The organism is Streptomyces sp. yr375 (assembly GCF_900110755.1).
Taxonomy (GTDB): Bacteria; Actinomycetota; Actinomycetes; order Streptomycetales; family Streptomycetaceae; genus Streptomyces.
In genome coordinates this window covers 48,237-68,531 of record NZ_FOFF01000043.1, presented here as the reverse complement: position 1 = coordinate 68,531, position 20,295 = coordinate 48,237, and the positions used below count along the sequence as shown (strand labels likewise).

Genomic DNA, 20,295 nt, shown 5'->3' with positions numbered 1-20,295 from the left:
GGCGATGGTTCTACGCTAGCACGAAATTCGAATCGCGATACTATTTTCGCGGTCGCCCTCTTCGCGGTGGCCGACAATGAGGCCGCCGGACCGGTCCGGCATCCAGCAGCAGCGGGAGAGAGCGCATGAACGCAAGCAGCGGCCGTGGGCCGTACGCGAAGTCGGCGGAGGTGCGCCGACGGATCCTCGAAGCCTGTGTGGACGCCTTCGGCGAGACCGGCTTCTACGGCGCCACCATGAAGGACGTGGCCAAGCGCGCGGGCATCAGCCACACCGGGCTGCTGCACCACTTCGCGCGCAAGGAGGACCTGCTCATCGCCGTGCTGGAGCTGCGCGACGAACGCAGCGCCCGGTTCCTGAGGTCGGCCGACGCGATCGACCCGGTGACGCACCCCGTCGAGGCCCTGAGGGGCATGCTGACCATCATCGTGGACAGCGAATTGCAGCCGGGAATCATGGAACTGCATTGCGTCCTCTCCGGCGAGGCGACCTCTCCCGGCCACCCCGCGCACACCTACTTCGCGGAGCGCTACCGCAGCGTCCGCCGCTTCTACACCGACGCGTACACCGCGCTCGCGGAACGCGGCGAACTGCGCTCGGCGGCGGACCCGAAGACCCTCGCCGCGATGACGCTCGCCCTCATCAACGGCCTCCAGACCCAGTGGCTCTTCGACCGGGACTCGGTGAAGATGGAGTCCGCCATCCACGCCTTCCTGCTGTCCGCCGTACCGGGACTGGCCCGATGAGCCTCTCCATCGGCGTACTCGGCGCCGCCCGCATCGTGAAATCGGCGCTCCTGGAGCCCGCCGCGACACTCGACGGCGTCGAGGTCACCGCCGTCGCCGCCCGCGACCCGCAGCGGGCCGTCGCGTTCGCGGCCGAACACGGCATCCCGAGAACGCTCCCCACCTACGACGCGATCGTCGACGACCCCGCCGTCGACGCCGTGTACGTGCCCACACCCGCCGCCCTGCACGGACACTGGACACGCCGCGCCATCGAGGCCGGCAAACACGTGCTGTGCGAGAAGCCGTTCACGGCGAACGCCGAGGAGGCCGCGGCGATCGCGGAGCTCGCCGAGTCGAGCGGGCTCGTCGTGATGGAGGCCTTCCACTCGCGCTACCACCCGATGTGGGCGCGGATGACCGAGATCGTCGACTCCGGAGTACTCGGCGAACTCGGCACGGCCCGCGCGGAGTTCACCGTGCCGCACGCCGACACCACCGACATCCGGTGGCAGCGGGACCTCGGCGGCGGCGCCCTGATGGACCTCGGCTGCTATCCGGTACGGCTGCTGCGCCACCTGTTCGGCGAGCCGGAGGTGACCGGGGCGCGGATCCGTGACGTCGACGGCGTCGACGCCTCGACGACCGCCCGACTCGCCTTCGCGGGCGGGCTGTCGGGCGAGGTCGTCGCGAGCATGGAGGGGCCCGGAAGCCACGCCGCCGAGCTCCGCGTCACCGGTTCGGCGGGGACCCTGCACGTGCGCATGCCCTACCACCCCTACCTGTACGGGGAGTTGACGCTCACGACGGACTCGGGCGCCGTCGTGGAACAGGGCGACCCGCGGACCACCTACTCGTTCCAGCTGGAGGCGTTCCGCGACGCCGTGACCGACGGGGCGCCGAATCCGACGGACGCCCGGGAGGCGACGGCGACGATGCGGGTCATCGACGCGGTCTACCGGGCCGGCGGCCTGCGACCGCGCACCCCCGTCGCTCCCTGACGACGGAGACACCGCGACCGGACCGGCCACCGGAAGGCGGCCGGTCCGGTCGCGGCCCGGGTCGTCGTGGGCCCGTACGTGATCAGGCCGCACCGGCTCGAACGCCTTGCGCGGCGTCGGTGCCGGGCGCCTCGGCCTCGGCCTCGGCCAGGCGTCGCCGTTCGGCGCGCCGCCGCGCCTGCTCGACCGGGTCCGCGATGGGAGCGGCGAGCAGCAGGCGCTGGGTGTAGGGGTGTTCGGGGGTGGAGGTGACGAGGTCGGCGGGACCGGTCTCGACGATGTCACCCCGGTAGACCACGCTGACCCGATGGCTCACGTGCCGCACGACCCCGAGATCGTGCGAGACGAACAGGTACGCGACCCCGGTGCGCCGCTGGATGTCGATGAACAGATCCAGCACCCGCGCCTGCGTCGACAGGTCGAGCGCGGAGACGGGCTCGTCGCAGACGATCAGCTTCGGCTCGGGAGCCAGCGCGCGGGCGATCGCGACGCGCTGCCGCTGCCCGCCGCTGAACTCGCGCGGCAGCCGCTCCGACGCGTTCCCCGGCAGCCCCACCTGATCGAGCAGGGCGCGCACCCGCGCCCGCGCGTCACTCGCCGTCGCCCCCTGGACCACCAGCGGCTCGCTGAGGATGTCACCGATGGTCAGCGAGGGGTTGAGCGAGGTGTAGGGGTCCTGGAACACGACCTGGATGTCGCGTGCCAGGGCGCGCCGTGCCTTGCCCGCGACATGGGTGATGTCCTTGCCGGCGAACAGGACGCGCCCGCCGCTCGGCTTCACCAGGCCGAGCACGGCACGGCCGATGGTCGTCTTGCCGGACCCGGACTCGCCGACGATCCCCAGGGTCTCGCCCGGATGGGCCGTCAGGGAGACCCCGTGCAGGATCTCCACGGGGCGGGCCCGGAAGCCGCGCCCCGGGTAGGCCACACGCAGGTCGCTCACATCGAGCAGGGGGGTCGTCATGATGCCTTCTCCTCAAGGACCTCGATCGTGTCGACGGGGAGGTCCTTCGCCAGTGCCTCGGCCGCGCCGCCCGGAGGATCGGTACGCAGGCTGCTCTCGTCGATGATCGAACCCAGGAGCATGCGGGTGTAGGGATGCTGTGGCGTCCGGAAGATTTCCAGCGCGCCCCCGACCTCGACGATCTCGCCCTGCTGCATGACCGCGACGCGGCTACAGCTGTCCGCGACCACACCGAAGTTGTGGGTGACCAGGAGCACGGCCATGTTCAGCTGCTTCTGGAGGTCCCGCAGCAGGTCCAGGATCTCCGCCTGGACGGTCACGTCGAGCGCGGTCGTCGGCTCGTCGGCGATGAGCAGCTTCGGGCTGCTCGCGACGGCGCCCGCGATGAGCACGCGCTGCGCCATACCGCCGGAGATCTGGTGCGGGTAGGAGTCGAAGACGCGCTTCGGGTCGGGGATGCCCACCCGCTCCAGCAGGGCGAGCACATGGGCGCGCGCGGCCTTCCGGGACATCTGCTGCGAGGCGCGCAGCCCCTCCGTGAGCTGCGATCCCACGGTGAACGACGGGTCGAGGTTCGACATGGGTTCCTGCGGCACGTACGCCACGGACGTTCCGCGCAGGCCGCGCAGTTCGCCCTCGCTCAGGCCGAGGAGTTCGCGTCCGTCGAGCCTGATCGAACCGCGGGTGACGACCGCCTCCGCCGGCAGTACGCCGAGCATCGCGAACGCGGTCTGGGTCTTGCCCGACCCGGACTCGCCGACCAGGCCTAGGGTTTCCCCCGCGTCCAGGGTCAGCGACACCCCGCTGACGACCTCCCTCAGTTCACCCGAGTGCGTGGGGTAGGCGATGGCGAGGTCCTCGACCGTCAGCAGATGCGCGGCCGGTGAGTCGGTGTCGGTGCCGGTGCTCACGGCGGGTCGGGGCCGCGCGGGCACGGTGATCTTGGACGGCTTCGGGGTCACCATCTCCAGCGCGTCGCGCAGCGAGTTGCCCAGCAGGACGAACGACGCGTTGATGACGCCGAGCAGGAGGCTCGGCCAGATGAACTGCATCGGCTTCTCGTAGAGGTTGACGAAGCCTTCACTGATCATCAGACCGAAGCTGGGGACGGTGTTCGACCCGAGACCGAGGAATGCCAGGCCCGACTGCAGGCTGATGGACGACCCCATCAGGAACGCGGTCGCGATGATGATCGGCCCACGGACCACGAACAGCACGTGCCGTCCGAGAATGCGCAGGTCCGTCAGACCCGAGACCCGCGCGGCGTCCACGTACAGCTCGTTCTTGACCCCGACGACGAGGCCGCGTACGAGACGGAAGATGCCGGGGGACGACAGCACGCCGAAGACCAGCATCGTGGCCCGGTAGTCGCCGCCCGTCAGGGGCATCAGCACGATCAGCAGGAGCAGACCGGGGAACGTCATGACGAGGTTGAACACCCAGTCGGTGGCGGTCCGCACCCGGCGGCCGAAGTATCCGCCGACCAGTCCCGCCGTGACGCCGATGGTGAGGGAGACGCTCGTGCCGATCAGGCCGGCGATCATGCTGGTGTTGATGGAGTGGAGCAGCCGCGAGAAGATGTCGCGGCCGCTCTGGTCGCCCCCGAGCGGGTAGCCCGAGCTGCCCGGGTCGGCGTTGATCGCGTCCAGCGACGCCTGGTTCGGACCGTGAGTGGTGAGAAGGGGACTCATTACGCCCAGCAGGATGATGACGAGGAGCACCCCGACCGTGATGACGGCCTGGGGGTCCTTCAGGAGCTTGCGCAGGGGCGATTTGCGCTGCGGGGCGCTCGGCCCCGTCGCGGTCGCGAGGTCTTCGGTGCTCACTGCTGCCTCGCCTTCGGGTTGAGCCAACCGTTGACGACGTCGACGATCAGGTTGACGCCCACGACGAACAGGACACCGAAGAGGGACAGGCCCATGATGATCGGGACGTCTCCCTGGAGGGCGGCGTTGAAGGAGAAACTGCCGATCCCCGGCAGTGCGAACACGTTCTCGATGATGAGGGCTCCGCCGAGCATCGCGATGAACTCCAGGGACAGGACGGTGAAGGCGGGCCCGGCGGCGTTGCGCAGGGCGTGCTTGAGCACGATGGACCGGGGGGAGATACCGCGGGTGCGCAGGGTGCGGACGTAGTCCTTGCGCAGTTCGCCGATCATGGCGCCGCGGATCTGCGCGGACAGGCTCGCGATGCCGCCCACCATCAAGGCGATCACCGGGATGGTGATTGAGGCCAGCCAGCGGCCCGGACTCTCGGCGAACGGTGTGTAGCCGGTGGCCGGGAGCCAGTCCAGCTTGACGGCGAAGACCACGACGAGGCCGATCGCGAGCAGCAGGTTCGGCACGATGTAGCCGAAGAGCGAGGCGACCTGCGCGATCCGGTCGAGCACGCCGCCGCGCGCCGCCGCCAGGACGCCGAGGGCGACGCTGATGGCGGCGGTGAGGGACAGGGCGACGACGACAATGGACAGCGTGACGGTGAAGTGGTCCGCGACGGCCGATCCGACGGGCTGGCTGGTGAAGTACGAAACACCGAAATCACCGCGGACGGCGTGCTGCAGCCAGTCGAAGTACTGCACGATCACCGGATGGTCCATGCCCATCTCGGCCTTCTTCGCCTGGACCGTCGCGGGCGTGGCGGCGGTGCCGAGGATGCTTCGGACGATGCCGTCGAAGGACGTGCTCAACAGGAAGAACGTGATCATTGATACGAGGACGGTCAGCACCAGGCTCGTACCGAGCCGGCGCAACAGGTAGGGGATCATGGGTGGGGCTCCTTCGGACCAGGACCGAGGGGAGGGGGTTCCGGGCTCGCGCCGGCAACATCGCCGCGAGCCCGGAACTCACGTGGGCTAGCCGGAGACGCCGAACGCCCGGATGGTGCTGAAGGTGTTGGAGCCGTCACCGAGGTACACGACGCCCTTGGTCGCCCAGCTGTTGCCGAGGTAGGCGATCGGCGAGTTCCACGCGTTCTTGACCGCGAACTCGTTGACCTTCTTGTAGGCGTCCGCCGCCTTCGCCGCGTCGAGCTCGCCATTGGCCTGGGCCAGCAGCTTGGTGAGCGCGGGGTCCGTGGAGTTGAACGGGTTGAGGTAGCCGGTCGGGGTGTAGTTGTTGCCCGCCTCGCGCGCGGAGGTGTTCAGCCCGTCGATGAAGAGGATCATCGGGTACTTCTTCGAGGTGATCGCCGAGATGGTGTTCTGCGCGGGCACCGGCGTCCACTTCACCTTGATCCCGATGTCGTCGAGCGCCTGGGTGACAGTCGGCTCGAACGCCTTGGTGAAGAGGAAGCCCGGCATCGTGACGGAGAAGCCCTTCGGGTACCCCGCCTTGGCCAGCAGCTTCTTCGCAGCCGCGGGGTCGAAGGGGTAGGTCTTCTCGAGCGCGGCGTCATAGGCCCCGCCCGCGGGGTTGAAGACCTGGACCGTCGGCTGCGCGGCGCCCTTCAGAAGTTGCTTGGCGATCTTCGTCCGGTCGAACGCCATGTTGATCGCCTGTCGCACCCGCGGGTCCCCGAGCGGCTTGAGCACGCTGCCCGCCCGGTCGGCGAGCACCAGGTCCGCCACCGCCGTAGCCCTGAGGGGCGAGATCTTGTAGCCCATCGCCTTGAGCTTGGTGGAGTTCTCGGGAGAGGCCGGACCGGCGTTGATCTGTCCGGCCTGCAGCGCGTTGGCCGCCGCGGTGGGGTCCTGGATGACCTTCACCGTCACGGTCTGGAACGGATAGGCCTTCACGTTCCAGTAGCCGTCCCGCCGCTTGAGCACGTACGTCGAGCCGGTCACCGACGACTTGTCGAGGACGTAGGGACCCGAACCGACCGGGTCGAGCGCGGTACTCTTCGCGGACAACGTCGCCGGATCGCCGATCACCCCCGCCGCCGTCGAGAAGCTGGTCAGCAGCGAACCGTCCCGCTGCTTGAGATGGATCACGACGGTGCTCGCGTCAGGAGCGTCCACCGACTTGACCGCGGCCAGCAGACCCTGCTGCGATCCGGGCGTGGTCATGGTGCGTTCCAGGGTCGCCTTCACCGCGGCCGCGTTCACCGCCGCGCCCGAACTGAACTTCATCCCCTGGCGCAGCTTCAGGGTGAGGGTCAGTCCGTCGGCGGAGTACTTCCAGCTCTCGGCCGCGTTGGGCTTCAGCTCGCCCTTGTTGTCGGTGTAGAGCAGCGTGTCGTAGAGAGAGCTCCAGATGTAGGCTGCCTGCCCGTCGTTGAGCTGGGTCGGATCGAAGGAGTTCGGAGCGGACTGGATGGCGAGGGAGAGCGTCTTGGCACGGGGCGAAGACGAGTCCGTGGACCCTCCGCCGCACGCTGTCAATGTCAGCAGTGCCGCTGCGGTGATCGCTGCGGGTAGTGCTCGGAACCGCGGTTGAGGGTCGTTGGATCGAAGGCGCGTCATGTGGATTCCTTTTGTGTCCCGTGCGATTCGGGGTCCGGTGCGTCGAATGTGGCCGGTACCGCCCCGGGGCTCCTTGCCGACCTGCTTGCGGTCGGTTCCTCGGCGTCGGGCTGCAGGTGCGGCACATCATCACCTGAACCGACGCAATGCGTCACGATCGTGTTAACTCGACAACGCTTACCAGGCGGTTGGATTTCGTTTGTGGAACGTAGGCGTCAGTGGCGGCAACCGGGAAGGGGGTGTGTGGCGTTCTTGACCAGAGCGTTATCTTTTGCGGTAGGGGTTTTCGCCACGCGATGAAGTGCCCCGCGTCGTGAAGGTGCAGGTCGCAGGGGTGTTGGAAGTCTCGCCAGCCCTCCGATGGCCATTTTTTCAATACCGGCCAGGTGGAAAGATTTGGTGCTCAGGGGCTAGGGTGCCGGGCATCGCCAGTGAGGACCGACCGTGACCGCCCACCGGCGCGTGCGGTCGACAGCAAGGGGGCGCGACGTGGAACGGGCAAAACGGCGCGGGCCGTATGCGAAGACGGCGGCGCGCCGCGCGGACATCGTCCGTGCGGCGCGCGACAGCTTCGCCGAGCACGGGTATGCGGGGGCTTCGCTGCGCGACATCGCGAAACGGGCCGACATCACCCATGCCGGCCTCCTGCACCACTTCCAGAGCAAGGACGAGCTGCTCACCGCGGTCCTCGCGCACCGCGACGACGAGGAGTGGGAGCGCAGCTTCGTCGAGATCAACCGCATGGACTCGCCGAGGCGGTATCTCGCGGAGACGCTGATCCAGCACCAGAAGACGCCCGAGTTGATGCGTCTGTGGGCGGAGCTCGCCGCCTCGGCCTCGCGTCCCGACCATCCCGCCCACGCGGAGTTCGTCAGTCGCAATGAACGTGTGCGCTCCTTCACGGCCGAGGCCATGCGCGAACGTGCGGCGCAGGGGGGTCTGTCGGAAGGGCTGGACCCGGACAGCGCGGCCGCTCTGTTCCTCGCCGTGCTTCACGGATTGCAGCTTCAGTGGCTGCTCAGTCCCGACCTCGACATCATCACGCCGCTCGACCGCTTCTTCGACCTCATCCTCCTGTCGGGCGACGGGCAGCCGTCCGCGGAAACCCCTGCCTGAAGGTGTGGACGGCCGACTGGCCGGCGGACGGACGTGCGCGCACCGCAAGCCTCGTGGGACGCGTGCGAACCGTAGTGCGCGAGGAACCCGCAGGCGCTGATCGTGTCCCTGGATCCCGGACGCGACCGTTGACCGGTTCGCTTCGCGGTACTAACGTACGCACATACGTACCCACGTTGCGTTTTAGGGGAGTGGCGCTGTGACCCATGGTCTTCGCCGACGCAGAGAGGGGACTGGTCACCGCCGCCATGGGGACCATGCCGACCCCGACCGGATTCGTCTCGGACGCGGTGGACTCCGCCACTCGGCCACGCCGCAGGAGGCCGGGCCCCAGGCGGCCGTCCATGACTGGCTCGGCTGCGACAGGTCGGCCGGGCCATGACGACAAGGTCGACGTCACGCCGTACCAGAAGTGCCGCGCCGCCCCGGGGAGCGTCCATCCGGCCGAGCGCGGCCTGATCGAGCGGCCGGCACGGCAGCCCGACGTGACCGGCGACGTCGGTCGGATGGGCCAGAGCCACGGCTCCATCACGTCCAACCGAGCCGCCGCGCTCAAGCCGCCGCACCTGCGCGCGGTCATCCCCGTCTTCTCCCCGACGGGCATCCACTCGAAGCGGGTGACCCCGGAGGAGTGCCGTCGACAGCGGCGGCTTCGACGCGCTCGGGCAAAGGCCCCGACAGACCTGGCTGTTGAGCGGACCACGGGGCCACGGCGGGTTCCTGCGGGTCCCGGGGCCGGATCCGGCCGGTCAAGGTGTCGGCACCCCGTCGTGCGGGTCCCCGTGAAGCCCGGCGCCGGCGCAGGGCGCCGTCTGCCAATGGACGACGGCCGGCCGGGGGTACCCGGCCGGCCGTCGTCATTCCCTGGATCAGGTCGCTCCGACAGGCGACGGGCTGTCGGCCTCCGCGGCCCTCGATTCCGCTGCGAGCCGTTCCATGCCGCTGGTCGTCTTGAGCGGCTTCTCCTTGATGAAGAGGACGGCGACCAAGGTCAGCAGTGCGAAGGGGGTGGCGATGAGGAAGAGGTCGGCGGTGGCGACACCGTAGGCGTGCTGCACGATGGCCCGCATCGGTCCCGGCAGGGTGGCCACGTCCGGGACACCGTCCCCCGACACTTGCCCGGCGCCCGCGGTGGTCCCCGACTCCCGCAGGCTCTTGGTGATCTCGGTCGTGACCCGGTTGGCCAGGATCGCGCCGAGCACACTGGTACCGATGGTGCCGCCCATGCTGCGGAAGAAGGACAGCACCGAGGTGGCGGCGCCCAGTTCGGCGGCGGGGACGTCGTTCTGTGCGGCGAGGACCAGGTTCTGCATCAGCATCCCGACACCGATGCCCATCACCGCCATGTAGACGCCGAGCAGGCCGAAGTGGGTGTCGGAGCCGATCGTGGAGAGCAGGGCGAGGCCCACGGTCATGATGACGGCGCCGACGACGAGGTACACCTTCCACCGGCCGGTCGCACTGATGACCTGCCCGGCGACCGTGGAGGAGAGCAGCAGGCCCAGGATCATGGGCAGACTCATCAGGCCCGCGGTCGTGGGCGATTCACCGAGAGAGATCTGGAAGAACTGCGAGAGGAATACGGTGCCGCCGAACAGGGCCACACCGACCAGCAGGTTGGCGACGGTGGTCAGGGCCACGGTGCGGTTGCGGAAGATGGACAGCGGGATGATCGGCTCGGCGGCCCGCGACTCGACGTAGACTGCCGCCGCCAGCAGCAGGGTACCGCCGGTGGTCAGGACGACGGTCTGCCAGGAGGCCCACTCGAACTGGTTCCCTGCCAGTGAGACCCAGATGAGCACCGCGCAGACGCCTCCGACGATGAGGAAGGCGCCCAGGAAGTCGATCTTCGCCGCACGGCGGGTCGTGGGCAGCCTCAGCGTGAGCTGCAGCAGCACGATCGCCAGCAGAGCGAACGGGACGCCGATGAAGAAGCACCAGCGCCAGCCGAGCCACGAGGTGTCCACCATGAGGCCGCCGATCAGCGGTCCGGCCACGGTGCCGACGGCGAAGACGGCGCCGAAGATCCCCGAGTACCTGCCCAGCCGACGGGGAGGGATGATGGCCGCCATCACGACCTGTGCCAGAGCGGTCAGGCCACCTGCGCCGATGCCCTGGGCGACCCGGCTGAAGATCAGCAGCCCCACGTCGTGGGAGAAGCCCGCCAGCAGCGAGCCGACCACGAACATGCCGAGGGAGAGCTGGAGCAGCAGCTTCTGGTTGTAGAGGTCGGCCAGCTTGCCCCACAGCGGCACCGTCGCCGTCATGGCGAGCAGTTCGGCGGTGACGACCCAGGTGTAGGAGGACTGGCTGGCGCCCAGATCCGTGATGATCCGGGGGAGTGCGCTGGCGACGACGGTTCCGGCCAGGATGGAGACGAACATGCCGGCCATCAGCCCCGACATGGCCTGGAGTATCTGCCGGTCGGACATGGAGGTGGGTGGCGCCTGTTCCGGCGCCGATGATGTGGTCACAACGTCTCTCTCGGAGTCGGTTGGGGAGGCGAGCAGCGTCAGGGGCGGTGGGGCTCTTCGGGTGGCACGTGCAGCCCGACGGCGAGTTGCTCGAACGTCTCGCGGAACACGACTGCGAAGGCGACTTCGTCCTGCCGGATGGACCAGTGCTGGACGGCGACCCGAACGGCCGAGGTGCCGACGGCGGCCAGTAGTCGTGGATACAGGCCCAGGGCCGACCTGCGCTGCTCGGCCGAGGCGGCCGCGCGCCCCGCACGGTCGCTGGAATCCACGGGTGCGGAGTGCGGGTAGGCGCCGATGCGCTCGGCGACGGCCTCGGCCAGGCCGAACTCGTCGGCCATCTGGGCACCCAGGCTGCGGGCCAGGAGATGCGGCGATCTGTGCAGCACGGTGGCGTGCAGGCTCCAGAGCTCGTGCCGTTGTTCGATCTCCGCCAGCTCCGCCGCCAGGGCGTCGCGCAGCGCCTCCAAGGGGGACAGTTCGGACGGTGCCCTGAGCAGGGCGTGTCGGATCCTGGCACTCGATTCCGCGTCGACCATCACAAAAGCGTCGTCACGGGAGTCGAAGTAGTTGAAGAACGTACGTGCGGAGACGCCGACTGCCTCGCTGATCGCATCCACGGTGACGTTCTCCGCCCCGTGCTCGGCCGCGAGTCGCACCGCCGCCTCTGTGAGGGCCGCGCGCGTGGCTCGCTTCTTGCGTTCCCTTAGGCCGCCTCGCGCGGCACTCCCCGTTCCCATGTTTTGCATGATACGCAAAAATGCAGTATCTGCAAAAAACTGCTTCGGGTGACGGCGCCGGCCGGCTGAACCTGTCCCCGCGTGACGGACGGGAGCCGTTACATGGTCGTCACCTCCGGGTTCCCGCCGTAAGCCGGGGAGCCGTGTCTGTGCGCCGACCCCCGGTCAGGTGCCGCGCACCGTCGTCACTGCCGGTCGAGGGCGGCGGCCGCCTGGTCCAGGACGTGCTGCCAGTGCGCCCGCCGCTGTTCGCGTTCCTCGGCGCTCGCCAGGTGCTCTTGGTGGAAGCGGAGCATCGTCCGGGCCCCGTCGGCGCTGGGGGCGACGGCGACCTGGATCGTGGTGGTGCCGTGGGTGACGCGGATGCGGTCTGCCGGGCGGTAGCCGCGCACCTCGCCCGTCACTCCTGCGGCCGTCCGGTAGGGGGCGCCGCGTTCCGGGCTGAGGACCGCGCCGGGGCCGAGCCAGAGGGCGAGCCCTTCGGGGCCGCTGATGAAGTCCCAGACGACGGGCGCCGGGTGGGGCAGCGTGCGGGACACGCCGATCTGCCAGCCTGCGTCTTTGGTGAGTCCCGTGGGCATCGGGGTCATCCTTCCTTTGAGTGGCGGGCGCGCAGCGCCCTCACCTTGTGACGGTTGCCGCAGTGCTCCATGGAGCACCAGCGGCGGCGGCCGGGGCGTGAGGTGTCGACGTAGACGAGGTGGCAGTCCTCGGCGGCACAGGTGCGGATGCGGTGCACGAAGGGGCCGGTCAGCAACTCGACGGCGTCCCGTGCGACGGTGGCCGCCAGGTGGGTGCCGCAGGAGGTTCCCGCCCACTGCGGCTTCCCGGTCGGCGCGATGGCGGGTGCCAGGTCTGGACGGGCGGCTGCCTCGTTGATGACCTCCAGGTCGCCGGGCGGGTGCGGTTCGCCGCGTGTGTGGGCGATGACCACCCGGAACAGTGCGTCGCGCAGCCTTCGCGCGTTCGCCACCTCCGCTTCGGAGATCTCCAGCACGGGCGTCGGCGTCAGCCGGGACCGGTCCGCCCAGGCGGCCAGGTCGGCGGGCTCGTGCAAGACCTCGTACCGCTGGTAGGGGCCGGGGCCGCCGGTGGTCAGCAGTTCCAGGCACAGCGTGCCGGGGTCGAACCGGTAGGTGGCGCCGGCATGGGAGTGCAGCGTCAGCCCCTTGGTCGCGGAGGGGTCCATGTAACCAATATAACTGGTTACATGGCGTTGGGGGCGCGGAAGTCGGTCATCGCCGGCACGAACGCGTCCGCAGGGCCGTGCAGCGGACCTGACGTTCGAGATGTCGACCAACGTTCGATCGCGTGGGTGAGGGTGAGGGGCCTGGCCGTGGGTGCCAGGCCCCGGGCTTCCGGGCGGCGTGAGTGGGCACGCCGCCCAGCGGCGACCTACTGGACGAGTTCCCAGTCCTGTGAGCCGTCCGTGAGTGCGTTCTGCAGGGTCAGCTGTGCCCCGGTGGTCGCACCTGTCAGGTACAGGCTGGTGTTCTTGACGGACTGCAGCTTGTAGAACCCGTCGCTTGTCTTGACGAGGTTCCAGCTGCCGGTGTCGTTGTTGTCGACCCACTGTCCGATCTTCTGGCCGGCCGTCGCATTGCCCGTCCAGACGGCCGCCGCACGGCCGCCCGACTTGTTCAGCAGGCTGACGCCGCCGTTCGGCTCGGTCGTCACGTGCCAGTACTGGGTGTCCGCGTTCGCGGCCGAGCCCGGGGCCTCGAGCCGGACGTCGGGCACGTTTGCGTTGCCGATGTTCGCGTCGTTGGTCTTGTTCCCGGTGCCGATCACCTGGTCGGTCTTGCGGTTCACCAGCTGGTAGTAGGCGCCGTCGGAGTGGCCGAGGTCGGCTTCGGCGTACGCGATCGTGGAGGTGCCCTGGTTGTTGAGGATCGCGAGGCGCCCGGTGGCCGCGACGTACTGCAGGTTGCGGCTGTAGCCGGCTGCCGAGGTCGTCTGGTACTCCTTCCACGTGCCGTCGCTGCGCCCGCTGTCGTTGACCCAGACGTTGCCGCTGCCGGCCGCGTTGTAGACCAGGCGACCGCCGGGGAGCCTGATGAGGACCGGGCTGCCGCCCATCGCGGCGGAGTGGGAGCCGGAGTCGAGCGGCAGGGCGCTGACGCCCGTGCCCGTGGCGGAGCCGAGGTAGAACTTCGTCGGATCGTCGGCCATCACGTACCTGGTGTTGGCTCCTCCGCCCCAGTACTCGAAGGTCAGCATCCACTTGCCGTCCGTCGTGCGGACGACGTTGGCCATGCCCGGACGACCGCCGCCGATCTCCGTCTTGCCGCCGCCCATGCTCTGGGTCAGTCCGGCGACGTCGACGACGGGGGCGCTCCACGCGGTGCTGGTGCCGTTCCAGGTCTTGTGGACGAGGATCTGGCCCTGCGAGTCCGTGGCGGTGTCGTTGGCGGGGTCGAGCGTCGGGACGCCGGTGGTCGCGTTGAAGCCGGTGTAGTCGTTCTCGTCGGAGTAGTAGCAGACGAGCTGGCCCTTGTAGACCATCAGGTACGGCTCCCAGATGGGGTCCACCTGGTTGTTGGTGTTCGCGGCCGCGATGTTCTGGCCGACCGCGCCCGCGCTGCCGCCCTGCCAGCCGCCGGTCGCGACGACGTTGAGGATGTTCCACGTCGCGCCGTTGTCGGTGCTGGAGTACAGGGCGATCGCCATGTCCTTGCGGTCGCCGTCGTTGGTCGGCGTCCAGTTCGGGTCGGCGGCCTTGTGCTCCTTGTAGTAGTAGTCGTCGCCCGACACGACGCTGGCGAGGAGGAGCGTGCCCTGCGTCAGGTTCCCGACGTCCTGCGGAAGGACGTAGAGGTACGGGTTGGTCCAGTTGCTCGTGTACTTCGCGTACTGCGGGTCGCTGGAGATGTACGCGGGAGCCTTGACCTCCGACAGCGGCTGCCACGTCGTCCCGTGGTCGTCGCTCTTGTAGACCGGGAGGGTCTGCTTGTCGGCGCTTCCCGTCGCCGTCACGACCGTGGACTTCTCGAACGACGCCACCAGACGTCCGTTCGGCAGCTCCGCCGACTTCGGGTAGATCGCGCAGTTGCTCCGCCCCTTCAGGCACGGGTCGCTGCCGAGCTGGTACATGATCCCGCCGGTCGGGTCGTACGCCTGCGCGTTGACCATGGGTATCGCCAGGATCGCGGCTGTCGAGGCGAAGACGCCCAGTGTCCGGACCAGTCTGCTTCTTTGCATGGCCCCTCCTCGGGGGATGGATCGGGGGATGGATCAGGGGCGGTCGGTTGTTGCGGGGCCCGGCGCGTTGTCGGTGTCGGTGTCGGTGGAGACGAGAACGCGTACGTCCCAGGCGCCGAGGTCCAGCGCCGAGCCCGCCAGGACGGGGGTGCCCGTCAGGGCGTCGCAGAGGTCCGCCGGGGCGGGGACGCTCGTGGGCTCCCAGCTCCAGTTGTGGACGACGTGGACGCGGCGTCCGTCGGGTGAGGTCCCGGTGGTCGCGGTGACGGTCGCGGGGAGGTCGTGCCACCCGCTGCTCGTGGCCGGGGCCAGCCACTCGGCCAGCGCCCGGGCGAGGCCGCGGCCCGGCACCGTGCCGACGCAGGTGACGCGGCCCTCGCCGTGACTACGGGTGGTGAGGGCGGGCCAGCGGCCGTAGTGCGGGTGGTCGTAGGCGGCGAGGACCTCGGCGTCGACGGCCGCGAGGCCCTCGATCCACTGCGTCGCCGTGGCGTCCGCGGGAACCTCGAACGGGCCGCCGGGCACGGCACGGACCGGGATGTCGCGGGTGAGGTTGCCGAACTCGTCGTACTGGACGCCCGCGGCGGGGATCAGACGACCGGGCGTCGGCTCGTGGCGGGCCCGGGCCTCGTGGTCGGCGTAGCCGGTGCGCGGGCCGAGCACCAGGTGACCGCCCGCCCGGGCATAGGCCTCCAGCCAGTCGAGGGTGGTGTCGTCGACGACGTACAGGGCCGGGGCGACGAGAACCGGGTGCCGTCGCACGGCCTCCTCGGGTGTCATTCCCTCCCGCTCGCCGCTCGGGTCGTGCAGCTGGCGGGCGTGGACGATGCGGACCTGGCGGCCCGCGTCGAAGGCGCCGCGGTAGAAGGGGTCGAAGAACCGGTGGTAGGCGGTGGCGTCCGGTTCGCCGTCGGCGGTCGCGAGCGGCGGGTACTTCTGCATCAGCCACTTGCTCGGCATCGAGTAGACCATCGTGATGTCGGCGTCCGGCTCCAGCCCGGCGACGAGCGGGCCGGCGGCGTCGAACTCCGCGCCGAGGCGGGCGATCTCGGCATAGGTACGGCCGGGCAGGCCGCTGTGCGGGAGGACGCCGCCCCAGTAGGTCTCCGCGCCGAAGCGCAGGGTCTGCCACTGCCAGTACTCGATCATCCGCGCCCCGCGCGCGACGTGCGCCCAGGCGGCCTGCCGCCACTGGCCGTCGTAGCCGGGCCGGTTGTCCCACGCGAAACCGATGCTCTGGGCGTTGGTCTCGGTGACCAGGAACGGCTCCTGGCGGGAGGAGAACATCCAGTCCGCCGTCTGGTACATCGACCAGACCCCGGTGGTCTTCCACTTCTGCTCGTGGGCGTCGGGAGTGGGGTCGGGCAGCAGCAGGCCGTCCTGCATGTCGTAGTACGGGTTGCCAGACGCGATGTCGAGACGGTCCGACATCTCGTCGTCCTGCACCCCTTGACGGGTGTAGGAGATGCAGGTGGTGACGAACTGGCCGGGCTGGGCGTACTCGCGGACGATGTCGGCCTGCCAGCCGATGAACTCGGTGACCTGCCGGGCCTGGAACTCCCGCCAGGCCACGTCGTACTGGGGCTGTTCGTTGCCGTCCGGCGTCCACAGGTCGGCCCAGGTGGAGAGGCGGTGCGACCAGTAGACGAGCCCCCACTCGCGGTTGAGGGTCTCGACGTCCCCGTACTTCTCCCGCAGGTGGTCCACGAAGCGCTGGAAGACGCCGTTGTTGTGGAAGAGGTGCAGGCCGGGCTCGTTGTCCACCTGCCAGCCGATGACCGCCGGGTGGTCGGCGTACCGGGCCGCCATCTTGCGGATCACCCGCTCGGCGTGGAACCGGAACGCGGGGTGGGTGAAGTCGATCTCCTGGCGGGCGCCCCAGCCGAGGCGCTGCCCGGTGGTGTGCTCGGCGGTGATCTCCGGGTACTGACGGGCCAGCCACGGCGGCGCGGCGTACGTCGGCGTGCCGATGATGACGGAGATGCCGCGCTCGTGGGCGCCGTCGAGGACCGGCTGGAGCCAGTCGAGGTCGAACCGTCCGTTCTCCGGTTCCCACGTCGACCAGACCGACTCGCCGACCCGGATCACGGTGAAGTTCGCCTCGGCCATCAGGTCCAGATCGGTCTTGAGGCGTTCGTCGGGCTGTATATGGGGCCCGTAGGCGGGCGTGTACTCGTGGTAGTACGCGGCGCCGAACAGGACGCGGGCAGGCAGAGCCGCCATGAGGGAAACCTCCGAGGAAACAAGGGGTGGTACGAGGGATGCGCGCTACTGCTTGACGCCGCCGGAGGCCAGGCCGCTCTGCCAGTACCGCTGGAGCATCAGGAACGCCACGACGAGCGGGATGATCGAGATCAGGGATCCGGTCACGACCAGGGCGAGCATGTCGCTGCTGGCTCCGGCACCGCCGTTCTGCGCCTGCGCGGCCCAGGAGGAGAGCCCGACCGTGATGGGGTACAGGTCCGGGTCGTTGAGCATGATCAGCGGCAGGAAGTAGTTGTTCCAGGTCGCCACGAGCGTGAACAGCAGGACCGTCACCAGGCCGGGGCCGAGCAGTCTGAGGACGATCCCGAAGAAGATCCGCACCTCTCCGGCCCCGTCGATGCGGGCGGCCTCCAGGATGCTGTCGGGTACGGCGTCCTCGGCGTAGACGCGCATCAGGTAGAGGCCGAACGGGTTGACGAGGGAAGGCAGGATGACAGCCCAGGGCGTGTTGACCAGGCCCGCCTGCGCGAAGAGCAGATAGGTCGGGATCGCCAGGGCGGTGGTCGGGACCATGACCGCGCCGAGCACCAGGTTGAAGGCGGTCCGGTCGCCGCGGAAGCGGAACTTGGCGAACCCGTACCCGCCGGCGGCCGCGAGCAGCGCGGCGCCGAAGGAGCTGACTCCCGCGTACACGGCCGTGTTGAGCAGCCAGCGGACGAAGACCCCGTCGCCCTGGGCGAAGGTCTCCCTGACGTTCGTCAGCAACTGCGGGGCGTGCGAGAACCACAGGCCGAAGGTGTTGAACAGGTCCTGGGTGCTCTTGGTCGAGGCGATCAGCAGCCAGAACAGGGGGAGGAGGAAGTAGGCGAGGACTGCCAGCATGGCGATCGTCAGCGGGGTGCTGCGCCGGGCCCCGTGCCGCCGGCGTCTCGACGGAGTGGCGGTAGCCGGTTTCGTCGGCGGAGCCGTCGCGGCCGTGGGAGTTGTGGTCGTCACGGGGTCCTCCTGCGGTTCGCGGTGAGCAGGACGCCGTAGGAGGCGATCACGATGACGAGGCCGAGGAGGAAGGACACCGTGGCCGCGTAGTTGACCTGCTGGCCGGTGAAGGCGAGCGTGTAGGCGTAGAGGTTGGCGGTGTAGGAGCTGCTGATGACATCCGGGGCGATCTTCATCAGCAGGTTCGGCTCGTTGAACAGCTGGAAGCTGCCGATGACCGAGAACAGCAGGGTGAGCATCAGCGCCGGCCGGAGTGCGGGCAACTTGATCGACCAGGCGGTCCGCCAGGCGCCGGCCCCGTCCATCGCGGCAGCCTCGTACAGCTCCTCCGGGACGGTGCGCAGGGCGGCGTACAGGATGATCATGTTGTAGCCGACGAATTCCCAGGTCACGATGTTGGCCAGACTGGCGAGCATCCAGCTGTCACTGAGGAAGTCGGGTACCGGCAGGCGGAGGCTCCGGCCCAGCTGGGCGAACGGGCCGAAGTCCGGGCCGTACAGGTAGCCCCACATGAGTGCGGCGACCACGCTCGGCACGGCGTACGGGATGAAGATGCCCAGGCGGATCACGCGCGCGAGCCGCAGCAGGCCGCTGTCGAGCGCGAGGGCGAACAGCAGCGCCAGCAGCAGCATCAGAGGGACCTGGATCACGAAGAACAGCGCGACGCGTCCGACACCGTCGATGAGCTGGGGGTCGCTCAGGGCTCGGACGTAGTTGTCGAGCCCGACGAACGCCGTGCCGCCGACCAGGCGTTCCTGGAAGAGGCTGAGGTAGGCGGCATAGCCGAGGGGGGCGAGGAAGAGCAGCAGGAACAGCACCATGAAGGGTGCGACGAACAGTGGCCCTGCCGACCGGCGGTGGCGCGTGCCGCCGCGCCGCGGGCCTGCCGGCCCGTCTCGGCGCCGACCCTTGGGGGAGGCCGCGGTTGAGGCAGTCATCATCGGGCCTTTCTGAGGGGGTGGGAGTGCGCTGGTGGGGCGGCCGGGTCCCGCGCCGTCACGCGGGACCCGGTGAACCGTCAGCCCGTGTGGACCGTGAAGCCCTGGGTCTTGGCGTAGGAGGTGAGCCGCGACTGCCACGTGCCGAGCGCGCGGACGGTGTCGGTCTTGTCGGCGAGGGACTTGCCGACGGTCTCCGTCCAGTCCGTCGCCGCCTGGTCGAGGAACGGCGGCCACTGGAACGAGGGGTTGACCGTGGTGCTGATGTCGGCGAACAGCTGGTTGACCTTCTGGCCGCCGTAGAACGGGGATTCCTGGTCGACGAAGGACGCGTCCGTGAGCAGCGCCTTGGTCGCCGGGAAGAAGAACTGCTCGGTGGCGAACATCTTCGCGCTGGCGGGGTCGGTGTTGAGGAACTGCGCGAACATCGCCGCCGCGATCGGGTTCTTGGTCGACCGGATGACCGCGGTCGTCGAACCTCCCCAGTTGCCCGAGCTCGGCTTGGCCGCGTCCCACTGCGGCAGCGGGGCCGCGCGCCACTTCCCCGCGGTGGCCTTGGCCGACCCGGAGAGGAAGACCGGCCCCCAGGCGGCGGTGAGCCAGGTGGCGTACTTGCCCTGGTTGAGCCCGGCATACCAGGAGTCGGTGAAGTCGGGCTCGACCCCGATGACCCCCTCCTTCGCCAGGTTCCCCCAGTACGCGCCGAGCTTCCTGGAGACGGCGTCGTCGACGCTGACGGTGATGTCGCTCTTGCCGGACATCGCGTACGGCTGCGCGCCCGCCTGCCAGAGCAGGCCGTGCCAGGCCGCGGCCTGGTTCGCGGCGAGGTTGGTCAGGTAGACGTCCGGGTCGGCCTTGTGCAGCTTGCGGGAGGCCGCGGCGAACTCGTCCCAGGTCGTGGGGACCTCGATGCCGTGCTTGTCGAAGATGTCCTTGCGGTACAGCATGCCCAGCGGGCCGGTGTCCTGCGGGATCGCCCAGACCTCGCCGTTGCTTCCGCTCACCTGGCCCCAAGTCCAGTCCACGAACGTGGACTTGAGCGCGGAGGCACCGTACGGCCGCAGGTCCAGCAGGCTTTCGGTGATGGTGAAGGTCGGGATGGCCTGGTACTCGATCTGCACCATGTCCGGCGCCCCGCTGCCGGCCTTCAACGCGGTACGCAGCTTGGTGTACTGAGGGGTGCCCTGACCGGCGTTGACGACCTTGACCTTGACGGCCGGGTACTTCGCCTGAAACAGGGCCACCTCCTTGTCGATGTTCGGGACCCAGGTCCAGAACGTCAGCTCGGTGGGCGTCTTCATCGCCTTGTCGATGTCGGCCTGGCTGACCGGCTTGGCGGAGGCGGCACCGCTCGTGCCGTCCGAGCCGCCGCAGGCGGCCAGCGTGGTCGCGAGCGTCAGGGCTCCGGTCGCGGCGAGGAAGCCACGACGGCTCAGGGCGGCCGAGGAAGGGGTCGCGAAAGATCTGGACATGGTGAACTCCGCAGAAGGGCGTAGGGATCCGCGCACCGGGCGCGACGGCGTGCTGTATGGATGC

General features: G+C 69.3%; 16 protein-coding genes. 3 read left to right on the top strand and 13 right to left on the bottom strand.

Annotation, left to right across the window (positions count from 1 at the left end):
- The first annotated feature begins 125 nt into the window (after positions 1–125).
- Positions 126–746 (top strand): TetR/AcrR family transcriptional regulator, encoded by a 621-nt coding sequence (locus BMZ82_RS30865; protein WP_093780693.1) that lies wholly within the window; start codon positions 126–128, stop codon positions 744–746.
- Entirely contained in the window at positions 743–1,726 is a 984-nt protein-coding gene (locus BMZ82_RS30860; protein ID WP_093780692.1) for a Gfo/Idh/MocA family protein, read from the top strand. Before BMZ82_RS30865 ends, BMZ82_RS30860 begins: the two co-directional genes overlap by 4 nt.
- Positions 1,727–1,808: 82 nt before the next feature.
- Here the strand turns inward: BMZ82_RS30860 and BMZ82_RS30855 are convergent, their stop codons facing one another.
- From BMZ82_RS30855 to BMZ82_RS30840, 4 genes are all read right to left on the bottom strand, one after another.
- Positions 1,809–2,690, bottom strand: a complete 882-nt coding sequence (locus BMZ82_RS30855) for an ATP-binding cassette domain-containing protein (RefSeq protein ID WP_093780691.1) — start codon at positions 2,688–2,690, stop codon at positions 1,809–1,811.
- Positions 2,687–4,516, bottom strand: coding sequence for a dipeptide/oligopeptide/nickel ABC transporter permease/ATP-binding protein (locus BMZ82_RS30850; protein ID WP_256252199.1), 1,830 nt, complete (start codon positions 4,514–4,516; stop codon positions 2,687–2,689). Before BMZ82_RS30850 ends, BMZ82_RS30855 begins: the two co-directional genes overlap by 4 nt.
- On the bottom strand, positions 4,513–5,454 hold the full coding sequence (locus BMZ82_RS30845; RefSeq protein WP_093780690.1) for an ABC transporter permease: 942 nt from the start codon (positions 5,452–5,454) through the stop codon (positions 4,513–4,515). Before BMZ82_RS30845 ends, BMZ82_RS30850 begins: the two co-directional genes overlap by 4 nt.
- A gap of 87 nt (positions 5,455–5,541) precedes the next feature.
- Positions 5,542–7,089 carry an ABC transporter substrate-binding protein gene (locus BMZ82_RS30840; protein WP_093780689.1) on the bottom strand — a complete coding sequence of 516 codons (1,548 nt, stop codon included), beginning with the start codon at positions 7,087–7,089 and terminating at the stop codon, positions 5,542–5,544.
- 444 nt (positions 7,090–7,533) lie between these two features.
- Here BMZ82_RS30840 and BMZ82_RS30835 point away from each other — a divergent pair, with 444 nt between their 5' ends.
- A complete protein-coding gene (locus BMZ82_RS30835; RefSeq protein WP_371271327.1) occupies positions 7,534–8,205 on the top strand; it encodes a TetR/AcrR family transcriptional regulator in 672 nt (223 codons plus the stop codon).
- Positions 8,206–9,074: 869 nt separating this feature from the next.
- Here BMZ82_RS30835 and BMZ82_RS30830 read toward each other — a convergent pair.
- From BMZ82_RS30830 to BMZ82_RS30790, 9 genes are all read right to left on the bottom strand, one after another.
- A complete protein-coding gene (locus BMZ82_RS30830) occupies positions 9,075–10,637 on the bottom strand; it encodes an MDR family MFS transporter (protein WP_371271329.1) in 1,563 nt (520 codons plus the stop codon).
- Between the two features lie 80 nt (positions 10,638–10,717).
- A complete protein-coding gene (locus BMZ82_RS30825; protein ID WP_093780686.1) occupies positions 10,718–11,428 on the bottom strand; it encodes a TetR/AcrR family transcriptional regulator in 711 nt (236 codons plus the stop codon).
- 176 nt (positions 11,429–11,604) lie between these two features.
- A complete protein-coding gene (locus BMZ82_RS30820; protein WP_093780705.1) occupies positions 11,605–12,000 on the bottom strand; it encodes an SRPBCC family protein in 396 nt (131 codons plus the stop codon).
- 5 nt (positions 12,001–12,005) lie between these two features.
- On the bottom strand, positions 12,006–12,608 hold the full coding sequence (locus tag BMZ82_RS30815; protein WP_093780685.1) for a CGNR zinc finger domain-containing protein: 603 nt from the start codon (positions 12,606–12,608) through the stop codon (positions 12,006–12,008).
- Positions 12,609–12,814: 206 nt separating this feature from the next.
- Complete coding sequence (locus BMZ82_RS30810) at positions 12,815–14,620, bottom strand: RICIN domain-containing protein (RefSeq protein ID WP_093780684.1); 1,806 nt, start codon at positions 14,618–14,620, stop codon at positions 12,815–12,817.
- A gap of 33 nt (positions 14,621–14,653) precedes the next feature.
- Positions 14,654–16,843 carry a beta-galactosidase gene (locus BMZ82_RS30805; RefSeq protein WP_093780683.1) on the bottom strand — a complete coding sequence of 730 codons (2,190 nt, stop codon included), beginning with the start codon at positions 16,841–16,843 and terminating at the stop codon, positions 14,654–14,656.
- Positions 16,844–16,888: 45 nt separating this feature from the next.
- On the bottom strand, positions 16,889–17,821 hold the full coding sequence (locus tag BMZ82_RS30800; protein WP_093780682.1) for a carbohydrate ABC transporter permease: 933 nt from the start codon (positions 17,819–17,821) through the stop codon (positions 16,889–16,891).
- A complete protein-coding gene (locus tag BMZ82_RS30795; protein ID WP_256252198.1) occupies positions 17,818–18,642 on the bottom strand; it encodes a carbohydrate ABC transporter permease in 825 nt (274 codons plus the stop codon). Before BMZ82_RS30795 ends, BMZ82_RS30800 begins: the two co-directional genes overlap by 4 nt.
- A 197-nt stretch (positions 18,643–18,839) precedes the next feature.
- Positions 18,840–20,231: an ABC transporter substrate-binding protein gene (locus BMZ82_RS30790; RefSeq protein ID WP_093780680.1), complete on the bottom strand. Its 1,392-nt coding sequence runs from the start codon at positions 20,229–20,231 to the stop codon at positions 18,840–18,842.
- Positions 20,232–20,295 lie beyond the last annotated feature (64 nt).